Origin of the sequence: Citrobacter sp. Ce104, from assembly GCF_030334595.1 — a bacterium.
In the GTDB taxonomy this organism is placed as follows: Bacteria; Pseudomonadota; Gammaproteobacteria; order Enterobacterales; family Enterobacteriaceae; genus Citrobacter; species Citrobacter europaeus.
Genome location: NZ_JAOWDP010000044.1, coordinates 1 through 15742, shown reverse-complemented (window position 1 = coordinate 15742; position 15742 = coordinate 1). Strand labels below are relative to the sequence as shown.

14 protein-coding genes and 2 pseudogenes are annotated in these 15742 nt (G+C 50.6%); 3 read left to right on the top strand and 13 right to left on the bottom strand.

What is annotated here, in order from left to right:
- Positions 1–1338 (top strand): L-lactate permease (locus OGW16_RS02625; RefSeq protein WP_286517731.1); only part of this gene is annotated, 1338 nt, incomplete at its 5' end.
- Between the two features lie 497 nt (positions 1339–1835).
- On the opposite strand, the gene pdxY is transcribed toward OGW16_RS02625, so the two are convergent.
- From pdxY to OGW16_RS02610, 3 genes are all read right to left on the bottom strand, one after another.
- The gene (gene pdxY / locus OGW16_RS02620; protein ID WP_043018283.1) at positions 1836–2693 is read right to left on the bottom strand and encodes a pyridoxal kinase PdxY; all 858 of its coding nucleotides are present in this window, start codon (positions 2691–2693) and stop codon (positions 1836–1838) included.
- A gap of 11 nt (positions 2694–2704) precedes the next feature.
- Positions 2705–3970, bottom strand: a complete 1266-nt coding sequence (locus OGW16_RS02615) for an aromatic amino acid transporter (RefSeq protein WP_043018282.1) — start codon at positions 3968–3970, stop codon at positions 2705–2707.
- A 189-nt stretch (positions 3971–4159) separates the two neighbouring features.
- On the bottom strand, positions 4160–5530 hold the full coding sequence (locus tag OGW16_RS02610) for a tyrosine phenol-lyase (RefSeq protein ID WP_003837154.1): 1371 nt from the start codon (positions 5528–5530) through the stop codon (positions 4160–4162).
- A gap of 778 nt (positions 5531–6308) precedes the next feature.
- Here OGW16_RS02610 and symE point away from each other — a divergent pair.
- Positions 6309–6671: an endoribonuclease SymE gene (gene symE / locus OGW16_RS02605; RefSeq protein ID WP_172862651.1), complete on the top strand. Its 363-nt coding sequence runs from the start codon at positions 6309–6311 to the stop codon at positions 6669–6671.
- Positions 6672–6716: 45 nt separating this feature from the next.
- Here symE and OGW16_RS02600 read toward each other — a convergent pair whose 3' ends face one another.
- Positions 6717–7352, bottom strand: coding sequence for an HNH endonuclease (locus tag OGW16_RS02600; RefSeq protein ID WP_043018279.1), 636 nt, complete (start codon positions 7350–7352; stop codon positions 6717–6719).
- Between the two features lie 140 nt (positions 7353–7492).
- Here OGW16_RS02600 and OGW16_RS02595 point away from each other — a divergent pair.
- Positions 7493–8365, top strand: a pseudogene (locus OGW16_RS02595) (phosphorothioated DNA-binding restriction endonuclease).
- Between the two features lie 791 nt (positions 8366–9156).
- Here OGW16_RS02595 and OGW16_RS02590 read toward each other — a convergent pair.
- From OGW16_RS02590 to OGW16_RS02550, 9 genes and pseudogenes are all read right to left on the bottom strand, one after another.
- Positions 9157–9498: a type IV toxin-antitoxin system YeeU family antitoxin gene (locus OGW16_RS02590; RefSeq protein ID WP_134915052.1), complete on the bottom strand. Its 342-nt coding sequence runs from the start codon at positions 9496–9498 to the stop codon at positions 9157–9159.
- 10 nt (positions 9499–9508) lie between these two features.
- Complete coding sequence (gene radC / locus OGW16_RS02585) at positions 9509–10051, bottom strand: RadC family protein (RefSeq protein WP_126800545.1); 543 nt, start codon at positions 10049–10051, stop codon at positions 9509–9511.
- 12 nt (positions 10052–10063) lie between these two features.
- Positions 10064–10507 (bottom strand): antirestriction protein, encoded by a 444-nt coding sequence (locus OGW16_RS02580; RefSeq protein ID WP_265192685.1) that lies wholly within the window; start codon positions 10505–10507, stop codon positions 10064–10066.
- A 30-nt stretch (positions 10508–10537) separates the two neighbouring features.
- Positions 10538–11359 (bottom strand): annotated as a pseudogene (locus OGW16_RS02575) (DUF932 domain-containing protein).
- Positions 11360–11478: 119 nt separating this feature from the next.
- The gene (locus OGW16_RS02570; protein WP_021554938.1) at positions 11479–11952 is read right to left on the bottom strand and encodes a YfjT/YkfB family phage-associated protein; all 474 of its coding nucleotides are present in this window, start codon (positions 11950–11952) and stop codon (positions 11479–11481) included.
- Between the two features lie 72 nt (positions 11953–12024).
- The gene (locus OGW16_RS02565) at positions 12025–12477 is read right to left on the bottom strand and encodes a hypothetical protein (RefSeq protein WP_088498142.1); all 453 of its coding nucleotides are present in this window, start codon (positions 12475–12477) and stop codon (positions 12025–12027) included.
- 35 nt (positions 12478–12512) lie between these two features.
- On the bottom strand, positions 12513–13229 hold the full coding sequence (locus tag OGW16_RS02560) for a helix-turn-helix transcriptional regulator (protein ID WP_021571976.1): 717 nt from the start codon (positions 13227–13229) through the stop codon (positions 12513–12515).
- Between the two features lie 243 nt (positions 13230–13472).
- Positions 13473–14348, bottom strand: a complete 876-nt coding sequence (locus OGW16_RS02555; RefSeq protein WP_286517717.1) for a GTPase family protein — start codon at positions 14346–14348, stop codon at positions 13473–13475.
- A 203-nt stretch (positions 14349–14551) separates the two neighbouring features.
- Positions 14552–15663, bottom strand: a protein-coding gene (locus tag OGW16_RS02550) for an IS3 family transposase (RefSeq protein WP_218710987.1) whose coding sequence is annotated in 2 segments (ribosomal slippage) — positions 14552–15402 and positions 15402–15663 — 1113 coding nt in all. Because the reading frame shifts where the segments join, the coding sequence is not laid out codon by codon here.
- Positions 15664–15742 lie beyond the last annotated feature (79 nt).

Genomic DNA, 15742 nt, shown 5'->3' with positions numbered 1-15742 from the left:
ATCCTCGGCGCTATCTTCAGTTATAACGTCATGCAGGCGACCAAAGCGCTGGATATTCTGCGCGATATTCTCGCCAGCATTAGCGAAGATAAGCGTATTCAGGTACTGCTGATTTCATGGTGCTTTGGTGGATTTCTTGAAGCCGCGGCGGGTTATGGTACGGCGGTCGCCATTCCGATCGGCATTCTTATTGCGCTGGGATTCAACCCGCTGAAGGCGGCGATTGCCTCTCTGGTGGCAAATACCGTTCCCACTGCATTCGGCGCGGTCGGGATCCCGGTTTCTATTCTGGCGGAACAGGTTAACCTGCCGGTTTATACCTTAGGCGGAACTATTATTCTGCAGCTCGCGCTGTTTAATATTCTGCTGCCGTTTGTGATTGTCTGCATTATTGGCGGCGGCCTGAAAGCCATTCGCGGCGTATTTCTGATCACGCTGATTTGCGGTATCACCACGCTGGTTCCACAGTATTTTGTCGCCATCCATCTTGGCGCGGAATTACCTGCCTTTGCCGGGAGCCTGGTCAGCCTGCTTGCCGTGGCGATGGTCAGCCGCCTGCGCAAAGGGAAAACCGATCCCGAGTGGCGCATTGAGGTCAGCCATACCCGCGAAACCACGCCGCGCTCGGCAAAAGTGTTGTTCCGGGTTGGCTCTATTTATCTGTTTATTTTTGTGTTTATCCTGCTGTGTTCGCCGCTGTTCCCGACAATAAAAGGCGCGGCATCCCAACTGGCTTCGGTGCTGCATTTCACGTTGGCTGACGGCAAAACGATGGCGCTGAAAGTTGAATGGGTGACCACACCGGGGATGCTGATCATCTTTGCGACCATTATCGGCGGTTTTATTCAGGGAGCGTCCGCACGTGGGATGCTGGAAGTATTTATCAAAACGATTTTCCAGCTTAAAAACTCTATCGTCGCAATTATGGCGATCGTCGCGCTGGCCACGGTGATGGATCTCAGCGGGATTATCTCCACGCTGGCCCAGTCGATTGTCGATCTGACCGGCAGCTCGTACGTCTTCCTCGCCCCGGTGATTGGCGCGCTGGGCACGTTCGTGACCGGCAGCGATACCAACTCGAACATTCTGTTCGGCAAGCTGCAAACCATTGCCGCCAGCAAGTTACATATCGATCCTAACTGGCTGGCGGCGGCCAATACCTCTGGCGCTACGGGGGGGAAAATGATTTCGCCGCAAAGCATCGCCATCGCAGTTTCTGCCACCAAAATGGACGGTCAGGCCAACCAGATTATGTCTGGCACCATGAAATACTGCTGCGCCTACATTGTGATCCTCGGCCTGAAAGTCGGTCTGTTTTATTACTGGTTTATGGCGTAAACCATTGTCAACCCCGTCAAATTCGCGGCAATCGAATTTGACGACATAGTGACCAAAAAGGTTTACACCGCCCCGGGAACGGAACGAGGCAACAGACTTTACGATTTGTCGGCGCTGACTAAAATAGCGCCGATGTTTCAAATCGAGGATTGTTGTTATGTTGTTCTGGAAAAAGATGGTGAAGAAGTTCGACGCCTTTTCCGCGTTGATCCCACCACGCTACTTCCGCGTGTAATACCAGGCACTTATGCCTGATGGCGCTTCGCTTATCAGGCCTACGTTTCACACTCATTTGTAGGCCTGCGTTTCACGCTCATTTGTAGGCCGGATAAGGCGCGAGCCGCATCCGGCAGCGACAGCAGCAAATGCTCACCCCTTTCTCTTACGCAGTCCGCACGCTCTTAACATCACCACCCAAATACGCAGCCACGCAAAACGGTAGACCAGCGGATGTTGAAGCCGCAGCAATGTCAGAAACATACAGCCTCCTTGCGGCGCTACAGTACCGTTGCCTGATAGCGAATCTGCGGCTCCATTATCTGGTGACGCGCGTCTATCAGCCGCAGTTCATACGAGTCGCGCTCTTTCGTTAGTCGCATCACCGCGTCAACAACACTGGTGGTCCGCTCCAGCGCCAGCTTGTCCTCATAACCATTGAGCAGTGAGGCCAGCATCACGCTGCAAATCAAATCCCCTACGCCCACCGGCATTTTGGCAAAGCTATACAGCGGCCTGGCGATGTGTAACGTCTGTTCCGCCGTCACCAGCAGCATTTCAAACGCCTGTTTGTCACGCGAGCAGTCGCCGAGATGCTTCACCAGCACCTTCTTTACGCCCCACGACACCAGTTGCCGCGCCGCTTCCACTACCTCGTCAAAACTACGCAGTTGTCTGCCCGTCAGCACGCCCAGCTCATAGAGATTCGGTCCCATTATGTCGGCCAGTTGAATGGCGTCATCGACAAAAAAGGACTCCACGCCCTGCGCGACAATACAGCCTTTTTGCGGGTCGCCCATTACCGGATCGCAAAAATAGAGCGCCTGCGGATTACGCTGACGAATGGTGGTGACCGCGTGTTTCACCTCTTCACAATGGCGTTTATCTCCAAGATACCCGGACAATACGGCATCGCATTGCGTCAGCTTTTGCAGGTCATCCAGCCCGCTGATGATGGCGCTCAACTCACCGTGCGGCATCGCCATGCCCTGCCACATCCCGTACTGGGTGTGGTTAGAAAACTGTACGGTGTAAAACGGCCAGACATCGATCCCCGAAAGCTGCATCGGCAACACGGCGGCTTTATTTCCGGCATAGCCATAAACGACTGACGACTGAACAGACAACACGTTTTTCATTTTAACTCCGTCTAACGAAACGTTGGCAGCAGACCAAATACGTCCAGAACAACCGTCAGATAAACAACCGCCCCACAGACAATCACCAGGTTGAGCACGGTGTTATTACACGGCGCGGTATAGCTGGCGGTCGGAAAACGTTTCCGTGCCGCTTTCACCAGGAACGGCGGCAGGATCACGCTCCAGATGGTAAAGGCCAGACCAGCGTAACCAATCGCGTGCACAAAACCGTTCGGGAAGAAGAAGCACACGGCGGCTGGCGGGAAGTAGGTCACCAGCGCGGTTTTCAGGCGGCCCATGCCGTCATCCGGGAAGTGAAACAGATCGGCGATATAATCGAACAGGCCAAGCGTCGCCGCCAGCAGTGAACTGGCTACCGCGAAGTTGCCGAAGAAGGTGAGGATCAGATCCATATAACGGCTGGTGAACAGCCCGCTAATAGCCTCGACAAACACGTCGATATTGCCGCCTTTGGCAATAATTGGCGGGAACGAGGAACGACTAATGTTGCCCATCGTCACGCCCAGCCAGAAGATATACAGCAGCAGGGCAAACAGTGTGCCGATGATAATCGAACGCGTAATATTCGGGACCCCGCTCGTGCCATACAGCTTAACCAGGCTCGGCACGTTACCGTGAAAACCAAACGAAATAATGCAGAACGGCAACGTCATCAGGATATACGGCAGGTACTGCGAATCGGGCAGCGCCACCGCCACGCTATCGACCAACTTTGCCACTTCAATATGGCCAACCAGCCCGGAGAAGGTGGCAAAGAACGCGATAAACTTACCGATAATCAACACGGTAGTAATACGTCCAACCAGCAGGGAGCTGTACCAGGCAATCGCCCCGACCAGCATACTGACAATCACCACCGAGATATTCGCCGGAAAGCGCACGCCGCTGTATTTGAACACGGTTTGCGCCATCACCGCCGACGAACCGGAGATATAGGCATAGGTCAGAATATACAGCACAAAGCCGAAAGCGATACCGACAACGATATTCCACTTACGGCCTAATAAATCCTGAGTAAAGGTATTAAAACTGGCACCAGCGCCATAATGCAGGTTTACTTCGACCAGCATCAGACCGGTTAATAACATCATGATGGCGATAAAGAGAAGAATAACTGACGCACCGGGAAACCATACGCCGGCCATCGCTATCGGCAGGGAAAACATCCCGCCACCCACTACGGTCGCGATAACCAACATGGTTCCGCTAATCAGTCCGGGGGTACTACTCTGTCGCTCAATGGCATTAATATCCATGATAAATGTTCCTGTAGACTATTCGTTATAATTACAGCTGTCATTTGTACATCATGCGGATAATAAAAATGTCGGAGTCAGGGTTTACTTTTTTTAGTTATGTCACGGTAACGGGCACCGCAAAGGCTTCCTGTTCATGGAAAAGAAAGACAAAAAAGCCCCATCCTGAGATGGGGCCATAATTATTATTTAGATATAGTCAAAGCGTGCAGTAAAGAAACGCAACTGCTTCGGCTCATAAATAAACTTCAGCCCGCGAATATCTTCTTTGTGCTGGTAAAGTTTAATAATACCGTCAGCCACGACATCCATATGCGCGTAGGTATAAACGCGGCGCGGAATAGTCAGACGCACGGTTTCCAGTTTCGGTCTGTGGTGTTCACCGGTCACGTTATTACGGCCCGCAGAGATAATTCCGCGTTCCATACTACGTACGCCCGTTTCCACATAGATGCTGGCAGCCAGGCTTTGCGCCGGGAACTCGTCCTGCGTCAGATGCTCGCAGAAGCGACGCGCATCGAGGAATACCGCGTGACCACCCACCGGTTCAACAATCGGTACGCCAGCGGCTTTCAGCTTGTCACCCAGGTAGCGAACCTGCTTTACGCGGTGCTCAATGTACTCATACTGCATGGCTTCGCGCAGGCCAATCGCCATAGCTTCCATGTCGCGTCCGGCCAGGCCGCCGTAGGATGGCATCCCTTCGTAGACCACGACTAACTCTTTGGCAGAAGAGAACATTTCGTCATCATTCATGCACAGGAAGCCGCCGATGTTCACCAGACAGTCTTTTTTACCACTCATGGTACAACCGTCGGCGTAGCTGAACATCTCATGCACGATCTCGGCGATGCTCTTGTTCTCAAAGCCCTGCTCTTGCTCTTTGATAAAGTAGGCGTTTTCTACGCAGCGGGTGGCGTCGTAGAACACTTTAATGCCGTGTGCTTCTGTCAGTTCACGTACCGCACGCATGTTTGCCATCGAGACCGGCTGTCCGCCCGCGAGGTTAACCGTCACCGCCAGGCAGATATAGGCAATATTCTCGGCACCTTTTTCGTCAATCAGCTTTTGTAATTTTTTAAGATCAATATCACCTTTAAACGCAATATTCAGACCGGCATCGTGCGCTTCGTCACGAACGATATCGACAAATACCGCACCATTTTTTTCCTGGTGATAACGGGTAGTGGTGAAATACATATTCCCGGCAACATATTGCCCCGGTTTAATTGCCAGCTGCGATAACAGGTTTTCTGCGCCGCGTCCCTGGTGAGTCGGAACAATATGTTTAAAACCGAACAGTTCCTGCACGGTTCTTTCCAGATGATAGAAGTTTTCGCTGCCCGCGTACGCTTCATCACCCATCATCATTCCGGCCCACTGCTTATCGCTCATTGCGTTAGTGCCACTGTCGGTCAGCAGGTCAATATAAATATCTTTCGAATTTAACAGGAAAGTATTGTAACCCGCTTCCTGCATTTTCTTAAGGCGTTCGTCACGCGGGATCATAGATACAGTTTCAACGCTTTTAATACGGAAGGGTTCTGCCGGATAATTCATTTTGTTTCTCCAGTAACAGTGGTCATGTACGTATTAATGTGAAGTAAAGCATATCGAGTTCATCAATAAAGTCTGATGAAATATAACTATTCGCCTCCTGATCCAGGGGGAGAAATAATGTGGAGGCACTATGCAAGATTTAATTGATTATGGAAATAGCCCGGTCAACATTAATCACTGGCAATAATTTAAAAAGCTGTAAATGTGAGTGATGCAAATCACACGTCTTTTTTTTACCCGTTCATATTCAACGAGTTTTTTTTTGCGGGTTGATTTGCCGTTTGCGGTAGTGCGCCCACAGAGGGGGGAAATACTGAAAACTTAACTTTCCAGGCTGTGCTCATAATGTATTGCTCAATGAGTACACCCCATTTTGTGAGAGTCAGATCACTTCGCGGGTTTATATTTGTGATTCACATCACTAAAAGTGTAAAGCAAAGTGTACAAATCAACGTTGTTTCAGAGTTTGCTATTTGCTTCAGTGAGTTAAATCACATTTTTGTCCAGATGCTGACAGGCACTGTTTTCTGGAACGAGGGGATATTCAGGCGTGCAAAAGGCAATGAATTTATACAGTGAATAATACCGGATTTATTGGGATGAGGGAGTTTTCTATTTATTCCGAAAGCGTGCTATTCGCGCTTATTTCATCTTATTTACATCTGGACTTAGCCCAAGATACTGGGGTAATTTACAGGGGTTTTATTAGCGCGATGCGAAGGTGCGCCAACACCTGCGCATCGCTAATCACAGTAACTATTATCGGAGAATAGTCACCATGACTGATACGCATTGTATTGCAGTTTCATTTGATCCAGAAGTGCACACCGTAGATAACCGTCGCCTGAAGGTGGGTTATGCGAGCCGCTATCCTGATTACAGCCGTCTGCCGGTGAAGTACGTCCAGTTTCCATCCATCGTGATGAAGGGCCAGTGGCTGAAAGCCGCCGGATTCGACACCGGCACCCGCGTTGATGTACGCGTAATGCATGGCTGCATCGTACTCACCGCCCGCGCCGCTGAACCCGAAGAGTCAGAACTGATGCAATCCCTGCGCGCCGTGGAAAAGCTCTCCGCGCGCAAGCAAAAGCAGGTGCTGGAGTTTATCGGGGTGATTGCGGGGAAAGGGTTGAAGGGGTGAGAGTGTGATTGTCATTGAGGCGCCTGTGGGCGCCTTTTTGAGCGTTTAGCACAGCATATTTTTCAGTTCTTCTGGGGTATACGGCGGCATGCGCCGGTGCAGCATAGCATGACAATTTGGACACACAGGGATCAGGTCATTGATGGGATCAAGGCGGTAGTCTTCTTTTATTACCGATAAGGGTACCAGGTGATGTACATGGATAAACCCTTCAGCAATCTTACCGTAGACCTTTGACATATCCATGCCACACACTTTGCACTGATAGCCGTGGTGGTGAAGCGCTGCCTGTCGGGCGTTGCGGTCGCGCTCATAGCGATTCACGGTCACCTGAGTCGCTGCCCCCTCGATATATTCAGTTTGCGCCTCGAGTTCTTCAGGGAAGATCGTGTCGCTCACCACCGCAGCACGATTTTTATCCTGAACAATATGAAAACCTTGCTCAGTCAATAATCTAACGCATTTCGAACTGATACCGCCGGAGAAATCCTGAGGGGTAAACGCTTTGCCCGTCAAAAGCGTCGCCGCAATTCCGGCAATAGCTTTTGATGGATAGCGTCGCCCCTGAAATTCCAGCTCATAAAGTCGTGCCTCTTTGAAACGATGCGAGAAGCCCGAGTCATAGGCGTGAATGGCCTTGATGATGTACTCGCGCGGCAGCGTGTCAGGTAATTCATTCATGGGGCAGGTTCCTTTAACTAAAGGCTTTCTGAAATAACGGCAAGCGATAAAGTGACATCGATAGTGTATCGGCCTCACTCCTCTTGATCAGGTGATATTTTGCGAGCATCATCGCAATTATTTACCTGATAATGAAATCAATGACTTCCAGTAACCCCCTGCAACAGGCAATTGCCGACATCACCATCTGGCGTAAAGGCGAGCAGCGCGCGCCGCACAAGCCCCTGCTGCTGCTTCATGTGCTGGCGGGTTATCAGCAGGGTCACGGTCGCCTGTTTAACTACGGTACGGAAGTTCGCGACCCGTTGCATAGCCTGCTGGAGCGATTTGGGCCACAGCGCGCGCAGTACCGCCCCGATATGCCCTTCTGGCGCTTACAGGGAGATGGGTTCTGGGAGCTACAAAACGCCGAGCATTGTTCAACATCCGGCAGCAGCAAACAGCCCCCAGCCGGAGAACTGGTGACATATAACGTTGCCGGAGGATTTGATGAACAACATTTTGCCCTGCTGAAAAGAAGCAAGAATCTCATTAACGCCCTGGCCCAGCAGATCCTCGAGGCGCACTTCACCGAAAGCATTCAGGAAGAGATCGCGGATGAGCTGGGATTTGATATCCTGCAAATCCGCAAACAGCGGGACCCGTTGTTCCGCCAGCAGGTTCTACGTGCCTATAACTATGAATGCGCCATTTGTGGCTTCAATATGCGCCACGACAGCACCTCTGTCGCCCTGGAAGCCGCCCATATCAAATGGAAACAGCACGGCGGCCCATGAGAGATTTCAAACGGCCTTGCGCTGTGCGCAATCCACCATAAAACCTTTGATAAAGGTTCGATTGGGCTGGATGAGAGTATGCGAGTTCAAGTGTCGCCCGCAGTAAATGGCAGCGGCATGGTGGGCAGACTGTTCTGGGATTTCGACGGGAAGGAGATTGCTCTACCGATGATACGCGAGAATTATCCAAAAGAAGGGTTTGTGGAGTGGCACAGAAAGGAGGTGTTTAGAGGGTGAGTGCGAAGGCCGGACTCGAATTTCACACCTAATAGACTGATACAAATGTAATTTATAAACAGGCATAAATGGTTATACCCGCACTTGTACCCACAAGTTAAAATCCGTACAAAAAACAGACATCGCAAGTGGGTATAAAGCCATACCAGTAAAACACCGATATGGCAGTCAAAGCAAGATTCAGACAAGTAGGAAAGTTTTCTTCAGAGGCACCAACTCCCTCAGGGCAAAGTCAGCTATCGGTGCACAACAAACACTCACTGTTACTATGCTAGTTCCCATGGCAAATCTCTGCGTCTATTTACTGGTTTTAGAGTACCCTCGTTTCTCAATTGTTGAGCGGCCCAACGAATGTCATATTGCCACGTATACAACATATCGCCGGAATCCCTAAGCTCAGCCTCGTAGCTGTCCCATACATACTTTGAGACTTCACGTGGCCAAGCACTACCACCCCGTTCCTGAAGACACTCGATGATCCATTTTTTCATGCTTTCCCTAGTTACAACCATTTATCCTAACCTTCGCTCGTTGTTCGATACATCCCAATACTAGCATTGACAGCCTCTGGTACAAGGTGGGCAGAACCTAAGCGCCTGTAGTCTGCTATGAGCTGTGAGTTCAACGGGTCAATGCAACGCTATCCTTAATCAAGGGGGACGTTGCCATGAAACGAAGAACTCGGATTAACTACACGCCAGAGCAGAAGGCGATTATCTGGGACAGACATAGCGTCGCCGCCTGCGGATTTGTTGCAGGTAGAGTTTTCATATTTGCTCTTGAGGGGTTAGTTAACGTTGAGTGGGGTAAACGGCGATGTATACGTAGCCGTAACTGCCAAGGGTATCGGCTTCGCAGGTGAAACCATTGTGGTACAGGGTGACACAGTGGGCATGGCGAGGATTCATTTCACCAGTAGTCAACATCGACTCCATCTGGCTGATAAAATGTGGGAATACTTCATCCAACTTCAAAGATTCTGCGTTACTGAATTCACCGGTAATGCTGGCCCGGTCAACCAGATAGTGCAGCCGGTTTCCCTCCTGTACCAGACGAGCGCCAAAGCAAGGCGTCACATTACGATTCAGCCCCCACTGGAGAAATGAATCGTTCTCTGAGTCAGTAGATTTCATTGAAGTACCCTCATATCCAGCCTCGCTCTGCAAACGACACAATTCCATCTGATCCGATAACCAGATGATCGAGAGTTTTCACATCAACCAGTGCCAGCGCTTCTTTAAGCCTGCCCGTAATGTTGCGGTCACATTGGCTGGGCTCCGGGTCACCTGATGGATGGTTATGCGCCAACACAACGGCCGCAGCATTGAAGCGAAGCGCTGACTTCACAACCTCTCGAGGATGGACCTGGACATGGTTAATCGAACCGGCAAATAGCGTTTCACTCTCCAGTAAACGGTGCTGGTTATCGAGATAGAGCACCATAAACACTTCCCGTTCTTGTCCTGCCAGCTTTAACCGAAGCCAGTCACGGGCTGCCGTACTTGAAGTAAAGGATATGCCAGGCTGACGAAGATATTTATCCAGCAGGTTGATAGCGCGGCGGATGGTCCGTTGGGCATAAGGTGTCAATCCGGAGGTCGTGGGGAGCAGGCAACCATGCCGGGCCATAACCGTCAGTTGGAAAAGTTCAGATTGTATTGACACCGGGGATAATGCGGTATTCATGTCAGGTATTCCTCAGTCGATTAGATGCATAATGGCGCTGCACTCTGGATGGTTCAACGCGAAGTCTCGTAAGCGATAATATTGCTCAGTCATCGCGTCACACTCGGTACGACAGGCATGGTGGCTGTATGCCATCAGGCAGGAGACTATCCCAGCCGCTTCGCCAGTAAGTTCCGCGCCGTTGCCGTTCATGCTGTTGAACATTGTCCACTTTTCATCTTGCTCTGACTCGGGAGCCATAAAAGCGCCACCGTTACTGAGCGTCGAAAAATTCCAGATACCTCCGTGATAATCGGTACACAGCCGGTCCATCCAGGCAAAGATTTGGGGCTCAAGGATTATCCATTGTGGGATGGTACCAAAGTGCTGTGGCCAGAAGCCTATGCGTAACTCGTCAGGGACCACTGAGGCGGTAATTGCTGTCAGCTCAGCGAACTGATGATTTTGTGTATCCATTAAATTATCTCCTTATGCAGGAACTGTTGTTTAACGCCCGAAAAACTCGAGCATGTTTTCTGCCATAACCCACAGGGCGCGGTTGAGCTTCACATCGCCGTCAATACCGGTAACAGCACGGGTGCGATTACTTTTTCCCTGTGCGGTTCGCCCTGACAGACCACCTTTCATCAGGTTCTCCTGCACGCGCTGGTAGACAGTCCACAGGTCATCGCTGTAGTCCTCCCGGCGACGCGGAGTCAGCAACTGCGATACCGTGACCGGCTGGTGGTCTTCACCAAAGCGATACTTCAGCGCGGCATTTGCCAGCGCGTGACGAGCCGGGGCTGGCAGCGCCAGTGACTGCATTGCATCGCGCTTCTCCTACACCCGGTCAAACACCCCGAGCACTTCGTAAGCCCCTTCAATCACCTTCTCAACGACATTGCCTTTATGTGGCACCCGTACCTCTCCGAACGACTGACCGCAGACCAGACCGTTGGTACAGACGCCACGAAACAGCCCCGGCAGCATCTGGTAGCTTGATGAGCCGTCGTGGCTGTTAAGCAGAATGATTTCCGGTACCTGATGCCCGGTAAGTTGACCGGCACGACGCAGGCGAAGCATGTGTTTGGTGTGTTCCCGCTTGCTCTGATCACGGACCTTTGTCTGGCAAGCAAAGAACGGCTCAAAGCCTTCACGCTGCAGGCTTTCGAGAATGGTGATGGTCGGGATGTAGGTATAACGGTCTGAACGAGATTCATGCTTGTCACTCCCGAACACGCTGGGTACATGACTCATCAGCTCTTCATGGGTCAGAGGCCGGTCACGTCGTATCTGGTTTATACGACCAAAGCGGCTGGCTAATCGCATAGCTAACTCCTTATCTGATAATGAATTAAAAACAAAAAGGCCATGTTCCCGAAGGAGCATGGCCTGTTGCTATCTGGTGTTGGTATGTTGTGGGGTGGAGAGGTCTGAAATGTAAGTAATTAATCGCTGTAGTGTGTGGTCCGGCATTCACTGAGGTCAGACAGCTCTTTTTGCGTATTCTTCAGCCCCGGACTGAAGGTGCCGACTTTTTTATCGTTGACGTAAACATCAAAATTCGCAGCCTGGCTCAGGGCGTCAATAAATGATACCCAGGCGTTATCGCCATTCCTCCAGCCGAGGGATGAAGGTAACGGATACTGGCTGCTATCCATGACGACCGTTATTTCCGTCCCGTCGTCATGAGAACTTACTGATGTCCCATCAGGCAGGTTGAGATTAACGCCGTGTTGCAGAATATTCTGCGCATCCGGATTGCCAGTACAATTCAGATTAAACACCACCTTCTCCGGGCTGGTAATGATATATTCGGTCACGCCCATCCCAAAACCACTCGTCCACATATTGGGAATAGCCTGTGCTGTTGATACAGAAGCCAGCATAGCTAATGTAAATATTACGTAAGGCAGTCGCATAATGTTGTCCTCAAATCATGTAATAAAGCTTTTGTTGTTTAAAACAATAAAGTAACGAAAAAAACAGTTGGATTATTTTATTTGTTTGTAGCGAAACGCTTCTTTCCCGGCATAAATCCCGACGAGATCGTCATAACGAGGGTCCTTTTTATTCGGGCGGAACGTTACTTTCATATCGGGACTGCACATATCCTTCATGGTGAGATTGAATTCTTTACCTGGCGTAATGGTATACCCTGTTGCCACATCGTCTTTACTGGGAGTGATCCACCCCCAAAGGCCGCCCGGACAATCTCTGGAAGGTTTCGAGCGAACAACAATAAACCATCCCATTGAATCCACTTCCGTCGCCGTACACAGTTTTCTGACCTGGCGGTGCGCATCACACCAGAATATATTCCCACTCTTGTTATTCACTGCTGCAGGCAGGAACTCGCTATAAGGACGTGCTGCGTAAGCATTACCTGCGATAAGTAAGGGAAACAATATGACTGGCAGTAAAGACAATAATTTCAATTTTTTCATTAGATTAACCTTACATTTAATTATGGAGACCATCTCTAATCAGTTTGTCCGGATTGCCCCCGACTTTCTGAGGGAGAAAATGAATTCAGCGACTGCTGAATAAAACGGAAATGAGGTAAGGCAGAGATAAAATGCTTATCCTCCGACAACTGATGGAGAAGCTCACTGCGAATAAATGTTTCCCGGGATGGCCTTACCAGATGAATCTCATCCAGCCGGAAGACACGTAATTGCCTGTTATGTTCAGCGACCAGATACCAGTAACCGTCCAGAGCGATTAGCCGGTAAGGTGCAACGGCCTCATGACGCTCCCCTTCAGTCAGAATGGTGATGCGCTGACATCCCGAAATAGCTCTGACCAGCCTGTAGAAGGAGAGCTTTCCTGCCGGGGGATGAGGTCTGTCCTGATGCCATACCAGACAGGGTCGATCATCACAATCCAGCAGGCTGCTGACCAGTCGCCGGTCAAAGCCCGGGAAAACCCCGGCCAGCCCCGTGCGGTGAGCAAAGGTCAGAATATCTATTTCCTGCCGCGTACTGTGAATATCCGAGCGCAGACTGCACTGCCCCTGGTAATAATCCAGGTCGAGATACATCAGACGTTCCCGAAAGTCACGACGTAACGTGCGCTCTGACACCCCGAATTCAGTTGCCAGTTTGCGAATAAACAGAGTTTCACCGGACACCAGGCGGCTGATAATCAACGACAACCTGACGGCAAGCCGGTCATGTCGCCGCTCCTGAAGCGTCATGAAAGATTTCTCCTGAGAAGTTAACTCTCTGAATTAATAATGATTACTTTAAAGGAAGGGGTGGACAGGGTATGGACAACATCGGAACTATTTTTTATGAGCAGCCCGGCCTTGTGAGCGCTCGTCTGACAGATAATGATGCTTCTCCTGATTTAGTTGATGACAAAACGCAATGGAAAGGACGTGTCCACAATCAACACATCATTAACAACAAGTTCATCATTCGCAGAGAAAATTGCGATATCAGAAGAATATCCAGTCCCAGACGGCCCGTGCGACCGACACCACCGCATCACGCACGCTACGAATCACCGTTTTCAGTGGTACAGACAGGAACGAAGATGATTCTGCGGTATCGAAAACCCGGCTCACAGCTTCACCGAAACTGTCACGGGCCTGCGACTTTACCGGCTCTGTGCAGAGTCTCCCGCGCAGTTGTGTCACCACCGGGCTGGTGGCGCGGTCAGGCAGACAACGCATCATGGTTGCCACCATCTCCTCAACGCCCCATCCAGTGCTGGCGGACACCACACAGACCGGATGACTGGGGCGAAACATCGCAGTAATGGCATCCTTTTTCTCCTTCAGGTTTGCCTTTTGCTGTGATGAAGGTGTGCTGGTACGAGTATCCCATTCGTGGCAGGGTTCGATTTTGTCGGCCTGATTCAGCACGAACAGCACCTGCTGCCGGTAAGGTTGCATCACACCGTGCCAGAACTGCTCGTCCACCGACAGCGCCCGGTCGTCGGCCTTGATGACCCACAGCACCAGGTCTAACTCCGGCAGCATACGCCGGTACAGGGCGCGGTATTCATGGTCTCGTTGCCCGTTTTCTCCCACACCCGGTAAATCAACAATCACCAGACTGTGACGACCACTGCGCAGCCGGAAGCGCAGTACATCACGGGTGCAGGCGTTCACATCGCTAACGGGGGAGACCTCGCCCCGGAAGAGTTCATTACAGAGCGAGGATTTACCGGCACCACTTTTGCCCATGATGCCAATCACCGGCTCGTAGTGGGTGAGGTTCTTAATACGTTCAAGAATGAGCTGGCGAAGCGTATCGGGAAGCGACGTCAGCGGTTGTTCAAGGGCCTGAAGGCCATGAGGTTTAGTCATACAGGGTTCTCAGCGTGAAAAACAAAAAATCCCCGAGCTCCGGTAAAGGAGGCGGGGGATTCACGGAGATAATATCTGTCTGAAATCTGTTAGAATAAACCTGTTGTCTATTTAAATTTACTGAGTGCCGTTTTAATTGCATGCTCAATAGCCGAGTCTCTTGATACACCTTTGCATGTGCAGTAATTGTAAATAGACCCGTTTTAGTTCCATGCATTTTTTGAGATCCCGGCCAAATAATGGTGCTGTCGGTATTCCTCCGGTGTCATATTGTTCAGTGATTCATGCGGGCGTTCACAGTTATATTCTGACAACCATTTCTCCGTAATTTCCCGCACTTCACTCAGCGTTCTGAACAGATAAAAATCGAGTATTTCTGTACGGTATGTCCGGTTAAAGCGCTCAATAAAAGCGTTCTGCGTCGGCTTACCCGGCTGAATAAATTCCAGTTTTACTGCATGTTGCTCTGCCCATTCAGCCAGTGCCAGAGAGATAAATTCCGGACCATTATCCATGCGTAGCATGACCGGATAGCCGCGATTTGCCGCAATCCTGTCGAGTACACGGACCACGCGCAAAGCTGGCAGATTCAGATCGATTTCAATCGACAATGCCTCACGGTTAAAGTCATCAACGACATTGAACGTGCGAAAACGACGGCCACAGACCAGAGCATCATGCATAAAATCGACAGACCAGCTCTGGTTCAGCGCTTCCGGTGTGGCCAGTGGCGAGGGATTACGCACCGGCAACCGTTGTTTGCCTTTACGGCGAAAATTCAGCTTCAGCAGACAATAAATACGATGGATCCTTTTGTGATTCCACGGGTATCCCTGCCGCCGCAGAACCTGGAAAAGTTTTGGAAAACCGTATCGTGGGTATCGCTCTGCCACTGCCTGCAACGCGACAATAACAGGTTCGTCACGCGTGGTATCCGGACGGTAATGGTAAACCGTTCTGCTCAGGTTCAGACTCCGGCAGGCCTGACGGATACTGAGTCCAAATGTCGTTATCAGATGAGTGACCAGCTCACGCTTAAAGGCTGGTTTTAAAGCTTTTTTTCGATAACGTCTTTCAGCGCCCGGTTCTCAAGGCTCAGGTCGGCAAACATCTGTTTGAGACGCCGATTCTCGTCCTCAAGATCCTTGATCTTTTTAATATCAGAAGCCTCCATGCCGCCGTATCTGGATTTCCAGTTGTAGTAGGTGGCTTCAGAGATACCGGCCTCCCGGCAGACATCTTTAACGGTTCGTCCGGCTTCAACCGACTTAATCACAGCGATGATCTGATGCTCAGTAAAACGGGCTTTACGCATAGCGCTCTCCTTCGTTGGCAGATTGATTATGCCGGATGAGCTCTAAATGTGAATGGCACGATTATGCGGGATACTTACA